This is a genomic window from Marinobacter sp. LA51, assembly GCF_030297175.1.
GTDB lineage: Bacteria > Pseudomonadota > Gammaproteobacteria > Pseudomonadales > Oleiphilaceae > Marinobacter > Marinobacter apostichopi.
On the sequence record NZ_AP028070.1, the window covers coordinates 3,607,980 to 3,625,457 of the forward strand.

General features: G+C 60.5%; 15 protein-coding genes. 11 read left to right on the top strand and 4 right to left on the bottom strand.

Going from position 1 to position 17,478, the window contains the following annotated elements:
* Positions 1-5 precede the first annotated feature (5 nt).
* On the top strand, positions 6-2,612 hold the full coding sequence (locus QUE89_RS16625) for a heavy metal translocating P-type ATPase (protein ID WP_286221138.1): 2,607 nt from the start codon (positions 6-8) through the stop codon (positions 2,610-2,612).
* 141 nt (positions 2,613-2,753) lie between these two features.
* Positions 2,754-3,206: a DUF411 domain-containing protein gene (locus QUE89_RS16630; protein WP_286221139.1), complete on the top strand. Its 453-nt coding sequence runs from the start codon at positions 2,754-2,756 to the stop codon at positions 3,204-3,206.
* Positions 3,207-3,296: 90 nt separating this feature from the next.
* Here the strand turns inward: QUE89_RS16630 and QUE89_RS16635 are convergent, their stop codons facing one another.
* Complete coding sequence (locus tag QUE89_RS16635; RefSeq protein ID WP_286221140.1) at positions 3,297-4,385, bottom strand: 4-helix bundle domain-containing protein; 1,089 nt, start codon at positions 4,383-4,385, stop codon at positions 3,297-3,299.
* 135 nt (positions 4,386-4,520) lie between these two features.
* Here QUE89_RS16635 and QUE89_RS16640 point away from each other — a divergent pair, with 135 nt between their 5' ends.
* The 3 genes from QUE89_RS16640 (at position 4,521) to QUE89_RS16650 (ending at position 7,529) form a co-directional block, all read left to right on the top strand.
* A complete protein-coding gene (locus QUE89_RS16640; RefSeq protein ID WP_286221141.1) occupies positions 4,521-5,195 on the top strand; it encodes a Fe2+-dependent dioxygenase in 675 nt (224 codons plus the stop codon).
* 81 nt (positions 5,196-5,276) lie between these two features.
* Positions 5,277-7,262, top strand: coding sequence for a ribonuclease R family protein (locus tag QUE89_RS16645; protein ID WP_286221142.1), 1,986 nt, complete (start codon positions 5,277-5,279; stop codon positions 7,260-7,262).
* A 60-nt stretch (positions 7,263-7,322) separates the two neighbouring features.
* Positions 7,323-7,529 carry a hypothetical protein gene (locus tag QUE89_RS16650; protein ID WP_138438340.1) on the top strand — a complete coding sequence of 69 codons (207 nt, stop codon included), beginning with the start codon at positions 7,323-7,325 and terminating at the stop codon, positions 7,527-7,529.
* Between the two features lie 17 nt (positions 7,530-7,546).
* Here QUE89_RS16650 and yihG read toward each other — a convergent pair whose 3' ends face one another.
* Complete coding sequence (gene yihG / locus QUE89_RS16655) at positions 7,547-8,437, bottom strand: 1-acylglycerol-3-phosphate O-acyltransferase, YihG family (RefSeq protein ID WP_286222930.1); 891 nt, start codon at positions 8,435-8,437, stop codon at positions 7,547-7,549.
* A gap of 196 nt (positions 8,438-8,633) precedes the next feature.
* On the opposite strand from yihG, the gene QUE89_RS16660 reads away from it, so the two are divergent.
* Positions 8,634-9,785, top strand: coding sequence for an alpha/beta fold hydrolase (locus QUE89_RS16660; RefSeq protein WP_286221143.1), 1,152 nt, complete (start codon positions 8,634-8,636; stop codon positions 9,783-9,785).
* Between the two features lie 153 nt (positions 9,786-9,938).
* Here QUE89_RS16660 and QUE89_RS16665 read toward each other — a convergent pair whose 3' ends face one another.
* Positions 9,939-10,610 carry a haloacid dehalogenase type II gene (locus tag QUE89_RS16665; protein ID WP_286221144.1) on the bottom strand — a complete coding sequence of 224 codons (672 nt, stop codon included), beginning with the start codon at positions 10,608-10,610 and terminating at the stop codon, positions 9,939-9,941.
* Positions 10,611-10,726: 116 nt separating this feature from the next.
* Here QUE89_RS16665 and QUE89_RS16670 point away from each other — a divergent pair, with 116 nt between their 5' ends.
* The 4 genes from QUE89_RS16670 to QUE89_RS16685 all read left to right on the top strand — a co-directional run bounded on the left by QUE89_RS16670 (position 10,727) and on the right by QUE89_RS16685 (position 15,202).
* A complete protein-coding gene (locus QUE89_RS16670) occupies positions 10,727-11,638 on the top strand; it encodes a LysR family transcriptional regulator (RefSeq protein ID WP_286221145.1) in 912 nt (303 codons plus the stop codon).
* A 221-nt stretch (positions 11,639-11,859) separates the two neighbouring features.
* A complete protein-coding gene (locus QUE89_RS16675) occupies positions 11,860-13,080 on the top strand; it encodes a Bcr/CflA family multidrug efflux MFS transporter (RefSeq protein WP_286221146.1) in 1,221 nt (406 codons plus the stop codon).
* 94 nt (positions 13,081-13,174) lie between these two features.
* Positions 13,175-13,672 carry a thiol peroxidase gene (tpx, locus tag QUE89_RS16680; protein WP_041343035.1) on the top strand — a complete coding sequence of 166 codons (498 nt, stop codon included), beginning with the start codon at positions 13,175-13,177 and terminating at the stop codon, positions 13,670-13,672.
* Between the two features lie 240 nt (positions 13,673-13,912).
* A complete protein-coding gene (locus tag QUE89_RS16685; protein WP_286221147.1) occupies positions 13,913-15,202 on the top strand; it encodes an MATE family efflux transporter in 1,290 nt (429 codons plus the stop codon).
* On the opposite strand, the gene QUE89_RS16690 is transcribed toward QUE89_RS16685, so the two are convergent.
* Positions 15,188-15,613, bottom strand: a complete 426-nt coding sequence (locus QUE89_RS16690) for a thioesterase family protein (protein WP_286221148.1) — start codon at positions 15,611-15,613, stop codon at positions 15,188-15,190. The two genes, QUE89_RS16685 and QUE89_RS16690, sit on opposite strands and share 15 nt — an antisense overlap.
* Before the next feature lie 189 nt (positions 15,614-15,802).
* Here QUE89_RS16690 and QUE89_RS16695 point away from each other — a divergent pair, with 189 nt between their 5' ends.
* Complete coding sequence (locus QUE89_RS16695) at positions 15,803-17,434, top strand: MBL fold metallo-hydrolase (protein WP_286221149.1); 1,632 nt, start codon at positions 15,803-15,805, stop codon at positions 17,432-17,434.
* The last annotated feature ends 44 nt before the right edge of the window (positions 17,435-17,478 follow it).

Below are 17,478 nucleotides of genomic sequence, written 5' to 3' on the forward strand. Positions count from 1 at the left end.
CAACTGTGACTGAGCCGAAGACACTACACACCGCGCTGTCCATTTCCGGCGCTACCTGTCAGGGCTGCGCCAACCGGATTCGTGCTGCGTTAGAGCCGGTCACTCGCGATCAGAGCCTGGTTGAGGTGGATCTGGAACAGCAGACCGTTGCGCTGCCAGACCATGTTGACCGTGACGACGCTGCGCGACGGGTTTCTGAAGCCGGATACCCGGCCGAGCCGGTGTCCGCGGCCGAGTCGGAATCGGCCAGTTGCTGCAAGAGTCAGGAGGCATCAGCACCGCCGGCCGACAGTGCCCAGGCCCAGGACTCCAGCGCCGGCGCTAGCCCTTCGGCGGATAACGATGATCAGGTTGCTCTGTCGGTGAGCGGGGCCACATGCGCTTCCTGTGTGAGCACCATCGAAAAGGCCTTAAATTCGGTACCCGGGGTGACCGGAGCACACATGAATCTGGCCGATAATACCGCTACCGCCACCGGCCATGCCGACCCACAGGCACTGGTACGGGCCGTCGAGAGCGCCGGCTATGGCGCCCGGGTCATTGAGAACGAAGATGAGGCTGACGAGCGCCGGCAGGAAGAAGACCGCACGCTTTACCGTACTCTGCTGATCAAAATGGCGGTGAGTCTGACCCTGGGCGTTGGCCTGATGGTCTGGGGCATGGGGTTCGGCACCATGATGGTGACCGAGGCCAACCAGAGCCTCTGGCTTGGGCTCGGCGGACTTACCCTGCTGGTGATGGCCACCACCGGCGGGCATTTCTACACCGGTGCCTGGAAGGCATTCCGGCACCATAACGCCAACATGGATACGTTGATTGCCCTGGGGACCGGCACGGCCTGGATCTACTCCATCGTGGTCGCCAGCATCCCGGATGCGTTGCCGGAGATGGCGCGGCATGTGTATTTCGAGGCCTCGGCCATGATCATTGGCCTGATCAACCTCGGCCAGGCGCTGGAAATGCGAGCCAAAGGCAAGACCTCGGAAGCGGTTCGGCGGTTGCTGGATCTTCGGGCAAAAACCGCCCGCGTACTGCGTGAGGGCGAAGAGCGGGATATCCCGGTAGAGGAGGTCGTCAAGGGCGACCGCATCCGGGTTCGTCCGGGCGAGAAACTGCCAGTGGACGGGGTCATCTCCGAGGGCAACACCCGAATCGATGAAAGCATGCTCACCGGTGAACCCATGCCGGTCAGCAAAGGCGAAGGCGATGGCGTCTCCGCGGGTACTCTGAACACCCACGGCAGCATCATCTACGAGGCCACGCGTGTCGGCAGTGACACCGCGCTGGCCCAGATCATCAAACTGGTGAAGAAAGCGCAGGGCTCCAAGCCCGCGATCGGCCGTCTTGCTGATCGGATTTCCTCGGTATTCGTGCCTACTGTCATGTTGATTGCCGTCGTCGCCGCGCTGGTGTGGTTCAACCTCGGACCGGAGCCGGCCGTGGTACATATGATGGTCGCGGCCACCACGGTGCTGATCATTGCCTGCCCCTGCGCCCTCGGGCTTGCCACACCCATGTCGGTGATGGTCGGTGTTGGTAAGGCCGCGGAATACGGGGTGCTGATCCGCCAGGGCGATGCTCTGCAGACTGCCGGCAAACTCGACCTGGTGATTCTGGACAAGACCGGAACCATTACCGAAGGCCGGCCAATCGTTACCCGGGTTCATGCGGTTGATGGCGACGAAAGCCGGCTATTGGGCCTGGCCGCTGGGCTAGAGCAGCATTCCGAACACCCGTTGGCTGAAGCGATCCTCACCCGAGCCGGTGAGCAGAACGTGTCCCTGGAAAAAGTCAGTGACTTTGAAGCTCTGAATGGCAAAGGCGTCCAGGGCAACGTCAATGGCCAAACGGTGCGCCTGGGCAACCGTCGCTGGCTGGAGAATGAGGGGCTGAAGATTCCGGATCTGGACGAGGTAGCCCGAGCCATTACCGAGGAAGCCGGCACGCCGTTGTTCCTGGCCTTAAATGAAGACGTGCTCGGCATCTTTGGTGTCGCCGACGCGATAAAAGCTGACTCCAGAGCCGCCATTGCGCGCCTGCACGACGCTGGTATCAAGGTAATGATGGTAACCGGGGATATCCACGCCACCGCCAAGGCTATCTCCGCCAAAGCCGGCATCGACGACTACCGGGCGGAAGTACTACCTGAGGACAAGGCCGAAGTAGTCAGTGCCATGCGAGGTAAAGGCTACACCGTGGCCATGGTGGGTGACGGTATCAATGACGCCCCTGCCCTGGCCGCTGCCGATGTCGGCTTTGCCATTGGTACCGGCACCGACGTAGCCATTGAAAGCGCGGGGATTACCCTGATGCGCGGCTCCCTGCATGGGGTGCCGGATGCCATCGAAATATCCCGGGCGACCGTAAAAAACATTCACCAGAACCTGTTCGGTGCCTTTATCTACAACAGCCTGGGTATTCCGGTCGCCGCCGGGCTGCTGTACCCGGTGTGGGGTATCCTGATGAGCCCGATCCTGGCCGGCGCGGCCATGTCACTGTCGTCGGTCACCGTGGTGTCCAACGCCAACCGGTTACGTTTGTTCACGACCAGTCAGTACTCCGGGAGGATACCGACACAATCTGATCAAAACTCACAGGAGGTGCGGAACTGATGGAAACCTTTATGGTCAACGCTGGTGGCATCGCCCTCATGGCCGCAATTGTCTGGTGGTTCTGGCTATCGTCCTCAACCGGCGGAAGCTCTGATCAAGACCATAGCCAGCACTAACGCTCTATTGCAGAAGGACATTCTCATGAAATCACAAGCACTTGGACTAGCCCTGACCGCGGCATTGGGATTCAGTACGCCGCTGCTGGCCGCCGGAGCGGCCCAGAGCATTCATGTCTACAAGTCACCCTCCTGTGGTTGCTGCACCGACTGGGTCAAGCACCTGGAGGAACATGGCTTTGAGGTGGAAGTGACTGAAACCAACAACCTGAACCCAATCAAGCAGCAGGCGGGGCTGACGCCGTCATTATCGAGCTGTCATACCGCCTTTGTTGGCGATTACGTGATTGAGGGCCACGTACCCGCGGATGATGTCCGACGCCTGATTGCCGAAGCTCCGAAGGTCCGGGGGCTGACTGTGCCGGGTATGCCCGTAGGCTCACCTGGCATGGAAATGGGTGACCGCAAGGATCACTACAAGGTTTTGATGTTCAACGAGATGGGCCAGACCAAGGTCTATTCCGAGCACAATCAATAGCCCGGAAACAATAGCCTAGAAAGCGCAGTGCAGGGTTGGAATAGGGGCAAAAGAGCCGGGGCCACAATGGCCCCGGTCTTGTAACGCGAATCAGAAGAGGTAGGGGGCCAGAGCGAGTTCCAGGCGCGCTTGCGCGGCAAAGAGGTTCGACACCGGCACCACCGGCTGCTCGGGCGGCACGGCCGTCGGCCAGGCTTTCTGCAAGTCATCCAGAGCCTTGCTGGCTACGCGCCACGCCTCTTTGTTGTCCCGTTTCAGCAGCGCTTGCTGACCGTCCAGGTATTCGCGGGCGGCATGGACAAAGCCGCGACCGTCCTGGTACTCGTGCACGGCCACGAACTGGCCTTCTTCCAGCGCCTCGTCATACTCAAGCACCGCCTGCTTGGTCAGCGACAGGACGACCTTGGACACGGTTGCGCTGGTCACACCTTTTTCACCGACGTTATTCTCGGCTTTTTCGATGGCAACCCAAGCCGCCTGGAACTGCTGATTGATATCACTCCAGTCCTCAATCCCACCGGATTTTTCCGCCAGTGCCTTCAGGTGTCCACCCAGGGCATTCTGGCCACGATGCTCCAGGCCCGGCTCGGCCATCGGGTAAACCTCAACCCAAGGGTGCGTCAGGTGCGGGCGGCCCTCGGCCACCTCACCGGATTTGATCAGTTCGCGGGCCGCCAGCAGGTGCCCCTGCATCATCTGCAGCATGGCGACATAGGCGCCGTCAGAGGTGACTGAAGAAACAGAGCTGCCGGCTTCTCCGCCTTCGCCACCTTCTCCACCTTCTCCGCCTTCTCCGCCTTCTCCGCCTTCTCCGCCTTCGCCACCTTCACCGCCGGCCGCGAAATAACTGAAAGCTGCACCGGCTTCGGCGCCATGGTATTCGCCACCTTCACCACCGTGGTGTTCGCCGCCCTCACCACCTTCGCCTCCGTGGTGTTCGCCACCTTCACCACCTTCATCACCTTCACCACCTTCACCACCGTGGTGTTCGCCGCCTTCACCACCTTCACCGCCGTGGTGTTCGCCGCCTTCACCACCTTCGCCGCCGTGGGCCGAGGCGTGCTGTTGATCGTCGTAGTGCTCTCCGCCTTCGCCACCTTCACCACCCAGGGTGCCGCAGCCCGCGATAAGTGTGGCCATACCGATGCCGGTCCACAGTTTTACAGTCTGGTTTTTCATTCACTTGCTCCTGTCTGAACTCCGCCGTTTCGCTTGGCCAACGACGGCAATATTGAAGGTCGGTCAATGGTGGTGCATGATGAATCAATAACTGTCTTATTTGCAAATTATTCGTATTACGAATTGGAGCCCACCATGATTCTGTGTATCGGCGAGATTTTGAACGCTGAGCAGCTGAAACGCGTTCGCGCCGCGCTCGACAATGGCAGCTTCGATGACGGTCGCAAGACCGCCGGCTGGCATGCTCGCCTAGTCAAGAACAATGAACAGATGCAGATGGCCGACGACGCCGCCCGCGCCCTGCGCGCAGAGGTGGAAAAGGCCCTGACCGAACACCCGCTGTTCCAGATGGCAGTCAGGCCCGCCAAGATGACGCCCCCAATGTTCAGCCGTTACCGCGACGGCATGACTTATGGCAACCACGTAGATGACCCGGTAATGGGCCGGGGGCCGGGCCGCCTGCGTACGGACATGTCCTTTACTCTGTTCCTGGATGACCCGGACAGCTACGAGGGCGGCGAACTGGTGACCGACACCACGGCCGGCGAGCAAAGCTACAAACTGCCGGCAGGCTCGGCCGTGGTCTATCCCTCCTCCACCCTGCACCGGGTTGAACCGGTCAGCCAGGGCCAGCGCCGTGTCGCCATCGGCTGGATTCAGAGCACTATCCGCGACCCGGCCCAGCGGGAAGTGCTGTTCGATCTCGACACCGCCCGGCGCCAGCTGTTTGAACGCGAAGGCAAAACCGCTGAATTTGATCTACTCACCAAGTCCCTGGCCAATCTCCAGCGATTTTGGGCCGAGATCTAGTTTGGGAAGTCCGCTATCTGACGCATGGACCCATAACCGTTATACTCCGCCCAACATTCTTTTTAACAGCCAGGTTCATTCATGCTCAATGCCGACGCTATCAGCCAGTTGCGCCAGCTGAAATCCGATATCCACGACAACAAGATCGTTTTCCCCGGCACGGTTAAAGCCACCAATGGACGCTTTGGGTTCGTCGCCCTGGATGAAGGTCGGGACGTTTTTCTGCCCCCGGAAGAAATGCAGAAGGTGCTGCCCGGCGACCGCGTCAACGTTACCGAGCAGGAAGTCGAGAAAGGCAAGACTCAGGGCGCAGTGGACGAACTGCTGGAAACCCGCCTGAGCACCTTCGTTGGCCGCTACCTGATTAAAGGCAAAGGTCACTTTGTGGTGCCGGAAACCCCGGGCATCAATCGCTGGATCTTCATTCCGCCGAAAGAACGCATGAATGCTAAACCGGATGACTACATCTATTGCGAGATCCACAAACACCCGATCAAGGATGGCAAGGGCCAGGCCAAGATCCTGAGGGTAATCGGCAAGACCGGTGATCCTGGCATTGAACGGGCGCTGACCCTGGCCACCTTCGATCTGGCGGACGCTTGGCCGGAACCGGTACAGGCCCAAGTCGACGGCTTGGGAGAACAGGATATCCAGGCCCGCGAAAGCGACCGGGAAGATCGCACCGGACAACCGTACGTCACCATCGACAGCCCGGGCACCCAGGACATGGACGATGCCCTGCTGGCCGAACCCAACCCCACCGGTTGGACCCTGTCGATTGCCATCGCCGATCCGACGTCGGTGATCGAGCCCGGCAGTTCCGCCGAGCAGGAAGCGTTCAACCGCGCCACCGCCATTTACTTCCCGGGCGAGCCGCTGCCAATGCTGCCCGATGGCCTGAGCACCCGGTTGTGTTCACTGATGCCGGAGGTGAATCGTCTGGCGCTGGTGTGTGACCTGCAGGTCAACAACGATGGTAGCCTGGGCGACTACAGCTTCCACCAGGCGGTGATCCGTTCCCAGCGCAAGCTCAGCTATGAACTAGTGGCCAACCTGATCGAGGGCCGCGAGGACGACGACATCAAGGCACTGCCCGACGTCGTCGCCAATAGCCTGGACCAGCTGCACCAGGCCGCCACTGCCCTGCGCAAATGGCGCGCCGAGCACGCCCTGCTCAGCGGCGATCGGCCGGAATTCCGCTTGCGCCTGGACGAGAACCGGCGCATTCGCCTGATCGAACCGTCGGTACAGAACGAAGCCCATCGCCTGGTTGAAGAGTGCATGGTGGCCGCCAACCGGTGCGCAGCGGATTTCCTGAGCCAGCAGCCGTCCGGCCTGTTCATCCAGCATCCCGGGCTCCGGGACGATCGCATCGACAACATCCGCGCGCTGCTGCAAAGCCACGCCCCGGAGCTGGCTGAGGTAGACGCCACCAGCGCCGCCGGATTCCGCCAGCTGATGACCCAGACCGAACAACTGGCCGCCGAGGTTCCGGTCAAGGCGATCATTTCCCGCCAGCTGGCCCGCGCCGAGCTGGGCTTTCAGCCCGCGCCACACCAGGGCATGGGACTGAACGCCTATACCACCTTCACCTCACCGCTGCGCAAGTTCTCTGACTTTTACGTGCACCGGCTGATCAAGTCTGCATTGTGGGACCACCCGCTCAAGGCCCTGACCTCCGAGCAACTGGATGCCCTGCAGCAGGCCCAGATCAACGCACGTCAGGCCGCCAACAGCCTGGAAGCCTGGCTCAAGAGCGACTTTGCCCGGACCCTGGGCGATGCGCCCATGACCGGAACCATCAGCCGTACCGTGCCTGCCGGGTTCTTCGTCCGGCTCGACGCCAACGGCCTGGAAGGTTTCGTCAGCTGCAAGGATCTGGACGGCAAATACGGCTTTGATCCGGTCACCCTGCGCCTGATCCACAACAAGAACGGCCGTATCTTCCAGCTAGAGCAGCCGGTGAAGGTCACCTTCGCCAATGTTGACGAGGAGCGTCGTCAGATCAATTTCACACTGGTGGAGGCCGAGGAAATCCAGAGCGGCAGCGACACCAACAACGGTTGATAAACCGCTGGGGCAGGCGCATCGTAACTAGGGAGAGTTGTTGTTAAAGGGAGGTGCGTTATGCCCATCAAGCCCGATGAGTTTCTGAAAAAATACGGTTTCGACACGGAAGAAGAAGAGCGGGATCACAGCTTGCGGCACAACGCCATGGAGCACGCCAAGCACCTGCGCCGGCCCCACGCGGGTACGCCCCACGATTGGGAAGAATGGGAGCGCTACAAGCGCGAACACCCGGACGAAGTGGAAGAGGATGACGACCAGAGCTGAGTCGTCATCCCGGCCGATCAGCCCAGCATGCGCTCAAGCCGTTCGTCCTTGGCCCGCCATTGCTCCGCCAGCCAATCTTTCACGTTCCTTCGATGCTCCCCGTCTGCTGAATAGTCCCGGCCCTTGAGGTGACTGGGGATCTCAACCGTGTGGATCTCCATCCGAATGTCCTTCACCCGTCCACAGATGAAATCCCAGAACGTCGGCGCGCCATCCGGATAGGCGATGGTCACATCCACCAGAGTCTCGATCGAATCCCCCATGGCGTCCAGCACGAACGCGACACCGCCGGCCTTTGGCACCAGCAGGTGCTGGTACGATGATTTCTGCTTGTCGTGCTTGGCCTGGGTAAAGCGGGTGCCCTCGACGAAGTTCATCACGCTGACCGGCGTATGCTGAAACTTCTCACAGGCGATGCGGGTCGCCTTCAGGTCTTCACCGCGCTTCTCCGGATGCTTGATCAGATATTCCCGTGTGTAGCGCTTCATAAACGGGAAATCCAGCCCCCACCAGGCCAGGCCAATCACCGGTACCCAGATCAACTGCTGCTTCAGAAAAAACTTCAGGAACGGCGCCCGGCGATTGAACACTCGCTGCATCGCCAGAATATCCACCCAACTCTGGTGATTGCTGAGCACCAGATACCAGCTTTCCCGCTCCAGCTCTTCGGCGCCTTTGACGTCCCAGCGGGTGGCGTGGGTCAACTTCATCCAGGCGCCATTGCAGGCGACCCAGGCCTCAGCAATGCCAATAATCAACCTGGTACACAACACCCGGAAGCCCTTGTGCGGAACCACCAGCTTCAACACCGCCGGAATATAGAGCAGGATGCACCAGAACAGCGTGTTGATGCCGAGCAGGATGGAATTGATAACGCCGATAACGGGAGCCGGTAGGAAACTGAGCATGCGATTCCTGTGGTGATTGTTGTCTGAATGGCTGGCAATGATAGCAACCAGCGGCTCACTTGGGCAGTGGCCGAAAGTGACCACCTTGCCCGCGCGGTTGGACGGATCTGCCATAGCCGCGGCTGGCCTGGTGCCTTATGGTGAGCGCAGACTACGGCTCAGCCTAATATCGTTACCACTTGTGATGGAAACACCCATGCCAAACCTGCTCAAAGCCGCCACCGAGAAAGCTGCGGGACTGACCCGGCACACCGCCCTCTATGCCGGCAACGCCTTCGATCGGGTATTCCGCGCTGCCAGCCTGGTGCAAGCCGGACAAACCCCGTTCGAGACCCTGCACAGCGACGGCCTGGTCAGCTTGCGTTACTACCCTCCGCTGGCCGAAGACTTCATCGAACTGGACGACATCGTGATCCCGGTGGAGCGGCAAAGCCACCGCACACCCATCGTCATCATCCCGCCGCTGGCGGTGAACATGCTGATCTACGACCTGTTCCCCCAGCGCAGCCTGGTGCGTTTCCTGCGGGCCAAAGGCTTTGAGGTGTACCTGATCGACTGGGGCATGCCGACCCGGGCCCACAGCCACTTCAACCTGCACACCTACGTGGCGGAACTGCTGCCGGCATCGTTGAACCGGGTACGCCAACACAGCGGCGAACAGGAACTGACCCTGCACGGCTGGAGCCTGGGCGGCATGTTCACCCTGTTCTATTCGGCACTCAGTAAAGACCAGCACGTCCGCAACGCGGTCGTAGTGGGCTCGCCCATCGACAGCCACGCCTCCGGGCTGATGGGACTGCTGTACCAGGGAGTGTCTGGCGCGTCGGATTTCGTCCAGCGCCGTACCGGCTTCAAACTCCACGATCTCAAGCCAGACTGGTTTCATAGCCCTGGCTGGGCTAACACCATTGGCTTCAAACTGACCAACCCCATCGGCAGTTTCAAGGGCTACTGGGAATTACTGGCAAAACTCGGCGACCGGGAATTCGTCGCCGACCACGCCACTACCTCGGCCTTCCTGGACCGGATGGTGGCCTATCCGGGGGGAATCGTGCAGGACGCGGTGGTGCGCCTGCTGATCACCAACCAGCCATCACGGGGAAAAATCCAGATCGGCCAAGATGTGGCCCGACTGGAGAACGTCACCTCCAGCGTCTTTGCCATCGCCGGGGAAACCGACACCCTGGCAATGCCCGACGCGGTGGCCAAAATCCAGCAGCACATCCGCTCAGTCGACGTCACCTTCCGTGTGGTACCCGGTGGCCACATGGGCATTCTGGCGGGCAGCAAGGCCCCGAAAGCCAGTTGGCTTGAGCTGGCGGAATGGTTGGCAGAGCGTTCTAACTAATCGGTATCACCGGAGACGACATACTCCAAAGATTGAGCGTTTGGCGGTTGGATTCTTCCAAACTGTGCGGAGCCATGGATGGCGGAGCTCAAGCGTCACATGGACGTGCTTGAGCGGGTTTTGGAAGAATCCAACCGCCGAACGCCCGCCACGTTAGAGGTTAGCCAGGGTTTCCGGCAATTCACTCAAAGAACCAATCACCGCCGAAGGCTCAATCCCCCAATCCTCAAATACCTTCTCCGAATCCCGCTTAACCCAAACCGCCAGCAACCCAGCCGCCCGGGCCCCAATCACATCCCAGGCATTACTGGACACCAGGCACAGCGGCTCATCCCAGGCGCCAGTCTTACGACGGGCATAGGCATACACCGCCGGATCTGGCTTGAAACTCTTCAAGTCATCCACCGACACCAACCCCTCGAATTGTTCCAGCAGATCGTTGTGGCCCAGCACCTTTTCCAACGCCGGGTAACTGCCGTTGGAAAAGGCAAACAGCGGGTATTGGCCTTTCAGTGCTTTCAGGGCCGGCAGGGAATCGTCGAACGCCGGTAGCGACAGATAGGCCGTCATCAACTCGTCCTCACGCTCAGACGACAACGGCAACTTGTGCGTGGCCATAGCAAACCTCAGCGCCTGCCGGGTACAGACACCGAAGTCCTCATACACCCGCATCAGGCCCTTGCGAAAAGAGAACTCCAACTGCTTCTCCCGCCACAACGCAGCAACCGCTCCGGCATCGTCGCCAGCATCGTGCTGCAGTAGCTCAGACATGCCCATTGGATCAACCAGGGTGCCGTAGACATCAAATGCCAGTCGCATGGTCATCTTTAAATTCCCTCCAACCGTTCTGAATTTGAACAATCATTCAACCCTAACAGATAACACCTACGCCTGCCCCGCCCCATAGATTACCTAGCTTGCACTGGAGTAGACTGCCATTCATGAACCCCATTGATACATTCAATCTCGACATTCGCGCCCTCAGCACCTTCGTAACAGTCCTCGACGAAGGCAGCGTTTCCCGCGCTGCGGTGAAGCTCGGCGTCAGCCAATCTGCGGTCAGCCACACCCTGGACCGCCTGCGCCAAGCCCTGGGCGACCCGCTGTTCGTCAAATCCGGGCGCGGTATTACCCCTACCCGCTATGCCTTGCAGGCCGGCCCGCACATTCGTCAGATCCTGGACGACCTGCACTCGTTGTCCTCAGGTCCACCGTTTACCCCGGCTACCGCAGAATTCACCTTTACCATTGCCGCCAACGACTACCAGCGCGATCTGCTACTGCCACCATTGGTTGCCGCCCTGCGCCGGGAAGCGCCGGGCATCCGGCTGCAAGTGATCCCCTCCGGGATCCCCAATGCCGACATGCTGCGCAAGGACGTGTGTGACCTGATCATCTCGCCCCACGCCCCCGAGGCCACCGATATCATGCAGCGAGGCCTGATGGCCGATCGCATGGTGGTGTTCTACGATCCGGAGAAGCGGGACGCACCGAAGGATCTGCCCGAGTATCTAAAGGCCGACCACATTGCCCTGCTGTTTGCCTCGGGCGAAAAGCCTGGCCTGGAAACCTCGCTCTCCACCCGGGGCCTGACCCGCCGCACCCTGGTGACCGTATCCAACTTCTCCGGCCTGCCCGAGTTCCTGCGCGGCACCGACATGCTGGCTACGGCGCCGGAACTGATGAGCAAACACCTGCTCCGGGACTTCGCCTGGACACCGCTACCCTTTGATTTCAAACCTTTTACGCTGCTTATGTTGTGGCACCGCCGGAACCAGAACGACCCGGCCCACCGCTGGTTGCGAAACCAGGTAAACAGCGTCGCCGCCACCATGAACGGCCTCAACCCGTAATCAATCGATATTGTTCATATATCGTATGAAGCCTGCGGCCGTTATCTTCCTGGTTACTAGCCCATAGACTCCCCTTCCATAGTTTGATCGCCGGCTGGCGTACAGGCTGTCCAAAACTGTGCGGAGCCATGGATGGCGGAGCTCAAGCGCCACATGGACGTGCTTGAGCGGGTTTTGGACAGCCTGTACGCCAGTCGGCCACTCCCAATTCAGGAAGATAAATGCTCACGTTAACCAGTGTCTGGACAACCATTTTGCTAGCGGCCGCCGTAGCCCTCGGCCCGCTCGCGACCGATATGTATCTGCCGGCACTGCCGCAGATCGGACGCGATTTCGGTTCCGGCACTGATCAGGTCCAGCTAACGCTGAGCCTGTACATGGCGGGCTTTGCCATCGCCCAGTTGATCTGTGGGCCGCTCGCCGACCGCTTTGGTCGCAAGCCGATCATGATCGGCGGCTTCATCCTGTTCGCCATCGCCAGCGTTGGCTGTGCCCTGGCGACCAATATTGAAACCCTGATTCTGTGCCGCGTTCTTCAAGCGCTGGGCGGCTCCGCAGGACCGGTACTGGGCCGTGCCGCCATTCGGGACATCTACACACCGCGTGAAGCGGCCAAGATCCTCGCCATTCTGGCCAGCATCATGGCCCTGGCGCCGGCCATCGCGCCCACCATCGGCGGTGTGATGGTCGCCAGCCTGGGTTGGTCGGCCATTTTCCTGGTGCTGGGCGCTTACGCCCTGGTTATGGCAGTGGTGGTGGCTTTCGGTATTCCCGAACCCATGCGCCCGGAATACCGTCAGCCGTTGCGGCTGTGCAGCCTGCTGCGCAACTATCGCAGCATTGGCACCGATATCAGCTTCCTTGGCTACACCCTGACTAACGCGCTGATCTTCTCCGGCCTGTTCGCATTCCTGTCTGGTTCCTCGTTCGTATTGATCGACTTTCTGGGCGTGGCGCCGGAGCACTTCGGCCTGTTCTTCGCCTGCATTGTGGTGGGTTATGTCACCGGCAACCTGACCGCCATCCGCCTGGGCAGCAAGCTGGTGCCAGACCAGATTCTGGTGCGGGGACTGGTGATTGCGGTCGCCGGCGGTGGCCTGATGGCCGCCCTGGCACTCAGTGGCGTGTACAACGTTTGGGCGGTGATCCTGCCACAAACCCTGTTCATGGTCGGCACCGGCATGGTGCTGCCCCAGACCATGGCCGGGGCAATGGCGAATTTTCCGCGCATGGCGGGCTCAGCATCGGCACTATTCGGATTCGGACAGATGGCGGTGGCCGCGGTGGCGGGCGTACTGGTAGGCCACCTGCACAACGGCACCTCGGTGGTCATGGCGGTGATTATCGCCACTTGCGCCTGCGCCGCCCTCGCCAGTTACCTCCTGCTGGTGCAGCGGCATCCGGCGCCTGGCTTCGAACCCCAGAGCGCCTCAGCCCAGTAAACGGTTTCTTATCGGGTGCAAGATAGTCCAAACTGAACTAGAAAGAGTAAGTTGGATCAGTTGATTCTCATACACCCGTTAACAAGGAACCCCTATGAGCAAGGTAAATCTCGACGGCAACCCCATCGAACTGAGCGGCAGCTTTCCGAAAGTCGGTGACAACGCGCAACCGTTCACCCTCACCAACAGTGGTTTGGAAGAGGTGAAGCTGGATAACTGGGCTGGCAAGCGCAAAATCCTGAACATCATTCCCAGCATCGATACCGGTGTGTGCGCGGCGTCTACCCGCAAGTTCAATGAGAAAGCCAGCAGCCTCGACAACACCGTTGTCCTGGTAGTCTCGGCGGACCTGCCGTTCGCGGCCGCTCGCTTCTGCGGCGCCGAAGGCTTGAAAGACGTGATCACCCTGTCCACTTTCCGTAACTACAGCTTCCAACAGGACTATGGCGTCGCCATTCAGGACGGCCCATTGGCCGGTCTGTGTGCCCGCGCGGTGGTCGTGTTGGACGAGGAGGATAAGGTTATCCACAGCCAGTTGGTCGACGAAATCAAAGACGAGCCGGACTACGAGGCTGCCCTGAAGGCGCTTTGATGCCTTAGAACCCGTTCGGTCTGATGGCCGGCGGGGATTTTCGAAACCGTGCGGAGCCAGGGATGGCGGAGCCGAGCGTACACGGACGTATTCACAGCGTGTTTCGGAAATCCCCGTCGGCCATCAGCGGGCACCAACACCCAGACCTGTTAGACTCCCCCACCCATTCCGACAAGACCCTGACCGCAACCTGTGAACAAACCACCAGAGCCCTCCAGCCTTCCCCGCCAGCTCTTAATTATGACCTGGCCCATGCTGTTTGGCGTGCTCTCACTGATGACCTTCCAACTCGCCGACAGTGCCTTCATCGGCCAACTTGGCCGCGATCCGCTGGCGGCACTGGGCTTCACTCTGCCCATGCAACAACTGATCATTGGCCTACAGGTGGGCCTGGGCATTGCCACCACGGCGATCATATCCCGCACCCTGGGCGCCGGTGACGAGCTCCGTGCGTATCGGCTGGGCGGTCTGGTGATAACCGTCGGCAGTAGTCTGGTGTTCGTGCTTTGTATAGGACTGTGGCTACTGCAGAGCCAGATCATGACTTGGCTCGGCGCCGAAGAATCGCTACTGCCGATGATCCGCAGCTACTGGCTGCCCTGGCTGATTGCCGCCTGGACCGGTGCGGTGCTCTATTTCGGCTACAGTGTGTGCCGCTCCCACGGCGACACCAAGCTGCCGGGTTATATGATGGTCGCCACCAGCCTGCTCAACATCGCGCTGGATCCGTTGTACATCTTCGTATTCGGCTGGGGCCTGCCCGGCGCCGCCTGGGCAACAGTGACCTCGTTCGGCATCGGCTGCCTGGTGATTTACCCGAAGCTGCTAAAGCGGCACTGGGCCCGGTTTGATCTGGGCCAGCTTGCCCTCAGCCAGGCCCTGAAACAACTCAACAACATCATGGCGCCGGCCATGGTCAGTCAGCTGATGCCGGCGGCCTCCGCCATGTTGGCCACGGCACTGGTAGCTGGCTTTGGTTCGGCCGCAGTCGCCGCCTGGGGCCTGGGCACGCGCCTGGAGTTTTTCTCGATTGTGGTGGTGCTGGCACTGACCATGTCGATGCCGCCAATGATTGGCCGCCTGCTGGGCGCCGGCGATATCGAACAGATCCGCAAGCTGGTCAGAATCGGGGTTCGGTTTGTGGTGGTCTGGCAGCTGGCGATCGGGTTAATCTGGCTGGCCGCATCCGGGCTGGTGTCCGATGTCTTCACCAGCGATGCAAAAGTACAGGAGGTTCTGTCGGGCTATCTGGTGCGGGTGCCGCTGAGTTACAGCGGGCTTGGGGTGTGTATGTTGATGGTGTCGGTGTGCAACGCGCTGGGGCTGGCCATGCGTGCCCTGCTGGTCGCTACCCTTCGCCTGTTCCTGTGTTTCTTGCCGCTGCTCTGGCTGGGCAGTCAGGTCAACGGCATCTACGGTCTGATGAGTGGCGCACTGGTGGGCAATCTGTTTGCCGGCGCCATGGCCTATTCGTTCTACCGGGCGGGCATGACTAAGCTGCGTACTGCGCCGGCATCAGCTGAAGCGTGAGCGGAAGCTCTCCGGCACCGGCTCTACCGCTTTGCGCTGGTAGTTGAAGAAGACGAATCCGTACTTGGCCAGCGCCACCGGCTGGCCGCTTTCGGCCTTGGTCACCCGAAACACGAAATCCCCGCCGTATTTGTTGAAGTCCATCAGGCCCACCTCAAACCGCAGCATCTCCGGGAAGAAGGATTCCGACTGGTACATGGTGGCCAGGTCGGTGACGATGATACCCACGCCATTCTGGTCGGCTTCCTGAACACCATAGCTCACCAGGAACTGGGCCCGCGCCTCGGACAGCATAGAGATCAGCGCGTCATTGCCCAGGTGGTTGGCGCCATTGATGTCGGTGATGCGAACCGGCATGTTGGTCTCGAAGCAGAAGACGTCGTCCGGGAAAGCGAGTTTGATGCGGGCCACGGGGCGTACCTGTCTGGCTGGGTTTGTTGGAGATCCGGCATGATACCCGGTTGCCGGGGCCTATTCATCCAGCAGCGAATTCGGCTATCTTGGTTCTTATCTTCCGCGCTCAAGCATTGGGGAAGTGGCGGCTGAAATGTCCTGCCCCGGACCTTCGAGTGCGCTCATTCATCACGTCACGGAAGCACTATGGATATTCGCCCTGCCGCCACTCTGGTTTTAACCCGCGACACCGACAACGGTGTGGAAGTGTTGCTGCTCCAGCGCACCTGGGACGCGGTGTTTCTTCCGGGTTATTTCGTGTTTCCCGGTGGCGCCGTGGACCAACAGGAGACGAAGGCGCGTAAACATGCGCAGGGGCCGGACGATGCCAGTATCAGCCAAACCATGACTCTGGACGAGGGCGGCGCCGACTATATGCTGGCTGCGGTGCGGGAATGTTTCGAGGAAGCAGGCATTCTGGTGGCGGTGGACAGGGACGGGCATGCCATTGGCGGTGATCACGCCGTGCACGGCGACCGTGAAGCTGTGTTCAAGGGCGAGTTCAGCCTGGCCGACCTGTGCAATCGTCACGAACTGACGATTCCTCTGGACCGGCTGGCCTATCTGAGTCACTGGACCACGCCGCCGGGGCCGCCGCGGCGGTTCGATACCCGGTTTTTTGTGACCACCGCGCCGGCTGGCCAATTAGCCAGTCATGATGGCATCGAGACCATTGATCATCTGTGGATTAATCCGGCGCAGGCGCTGGAGGACCATCGCAGTGGCGAGCGGATGCTGGGGCTGCCAACCATTCGCACCCTGCGGGTGCTGAGTGAGTTCGAGTCCACCGAGGCGTTGATGCGCTATGCCGACGCCAATCCGCCGGAGGCCTTTCCGACCGATCCCTGGCCGGCGCAGAAAAAGGGCCGACCGGTGATGCTTGAACCCGGGGCACCGGCATACGATGAGGCGGCAGAGCTTGATCCGGAGGGCGAAGGCAGTACCCGGGCGGAGATCATCCCCGGGCAGCCGGTTGAGATCGCTGCCGGAGTGGTGCGACTGACCGCGCCCAATCCCGGCATGATGACCGGGCCCGGCACCAACACCTACATACTCGGCCATGAGCGTTTCACAGTTCTGGACCCGGGCCCGAATAACGACACCCACATCGAGCGCATTCTGGAACTCACCGGCGGGATAATCGATCAGGTGATTGTCACCCACACCCACCAGGACCATTCACCGGCCACCAAGGCGCTTAAAGCGAAAACCGACTGCCGCGTACTTGGCCTTGCGGCCCCCGAGGGCGCCGCTCAGGATCATACTTTCGCCCCGGATGACCAACCGGAACACGGCGATCTCATCGTGACCGAAGCGGGCGTTCTGAAATGCCTGAAGACACCAGGACACGCTTCCAATCACTTGTGCTTTCTGCTGCCAGGCCCGGATATGCTGTTCTCCGGCGACCACATCATGCAGGGTTCAACAGTGGTGATTAATCCACCCGATGGCGACATGAAAGCTTATCTTGAATCCCTTTACGATCTGCTTGGTGAATCCGTTCGTATTATCGCTCCGGCTCATGGTTTTCTCATGGCGAATCCGGAAGCGGTGATTGACTATCTGATCACCCATCGTCTGGCGCGGGAACACAAGGTGTTCCGGGCGCTCTCCGACCACGAGGCCCGCTCTCTGAAGGCACTGACCGCCCAGGCCTATGATGATGTTCCCGAAGCTCTGCACGGGGTTGCTGCCCGATCGGCCCTGGCCCACCTGCTAAAACTGCAGACTGATGGCCGGGCTCACCAGCGGGCTGATCAACTTTGGCGTGCTGTCTGAACGTCGGCAGTTTGCCGGTTTCACCAAAGCCGACTAGCGTTACA

Excerpts from the sequence above, each read along its gene's own strand:
- QUE89_RS16645 (WP_286221142.1), top strand. The coding sequence starts at position 5,277 with ATGCTCAATGCCGACGCTATCAGCCAGTTGCGCCAGCTGAAATCCGAT.
- QUE89_RS16640 (WP_286221141.1), top strand. The coding sequence starts at position 4,521 with ATGATTCTGTGTATCGGCGAGATTTTGAACGCTGAGCAGCTGAAACGC.
- QUE89_RS16675 (WP_286221146.1), top strand. The coding sequence starts at position 11,860 with ATGCTCACGTTAACCAGTGTCTGGACAACCATTTTGCTAGCGGCCGCC.
- QUE89_RS16630 (WP_286221139.1), top strand. The coding sequence starts at position 2,754 with ATGAAATCACAAGCACTTGGACTAGCCCTGACCGCGGCATTGGGATTC.
- QUE89_RS16660 (WP_286221143.1), top strand. The coding sequence starts at position 8,634 with ATGCCAAACCTGCTCAAAGCCGCCACCGAGAAAGCTGCGGGACTGACC.
- yihG (WP_286222930.1), bottom strand. The coding sequence starts at position 8,437 with ATGCTCAGTTTCCTACCGGCTCCCGTTATCGGCGTTATCAATTCCATC.
- QUE89_RS16670 (WP_286221145.1), top strand. The coding sequence starts at position 10,727 with ATGAACCCCATTGATACATTCAATCTCGACATTCGCGCCCTCAGCACC.
- QUE89_RS16665 (WP_286221144.1), bottom strand. The coding sequence starts at position 10,610 with ATGACCATGCGACTGGCATTTGATGTCTACGGCACCCTGGTTGATCCA.
- QUE89_RS16650 (WP_138438340.1), top strand. The coding sequence starts at position 7,323 with ATGCCCATCAAGCCCGATGAGTTTCTGAAAAAATACGGTTTCGACACG.
- tpx (WP_041343035.1), top strand. The coding sequence starts at position 13,175 with ATGAGCAAGGTAAATCTCGACGGCAACCCCATCGAACTGAGCGGCAGC.
- QUE89_RS16685 (WP_286221147.1), top strand. The coding sequence starts at position 13,913 with ATGACCTGGCCCATGCTGTTTGGCGTGCTCTCACTGATGACCTTCCAA.
- QUE89_RS16635 (WP_286221140.1), bottom strand. The coding sequence starts at position 4,385 with ATGAAAAACCAGACTGTAAAACTGTGGACCGGCATCGGTATGGCCACA.
- QUE89_RS16695 (WP_286221149.1), top strand. The coding sequence starts at position 15,803 with ATGGATATTCGCCCTGCCGCCACTCTGGTTTTAACCCGCGACACCGAC.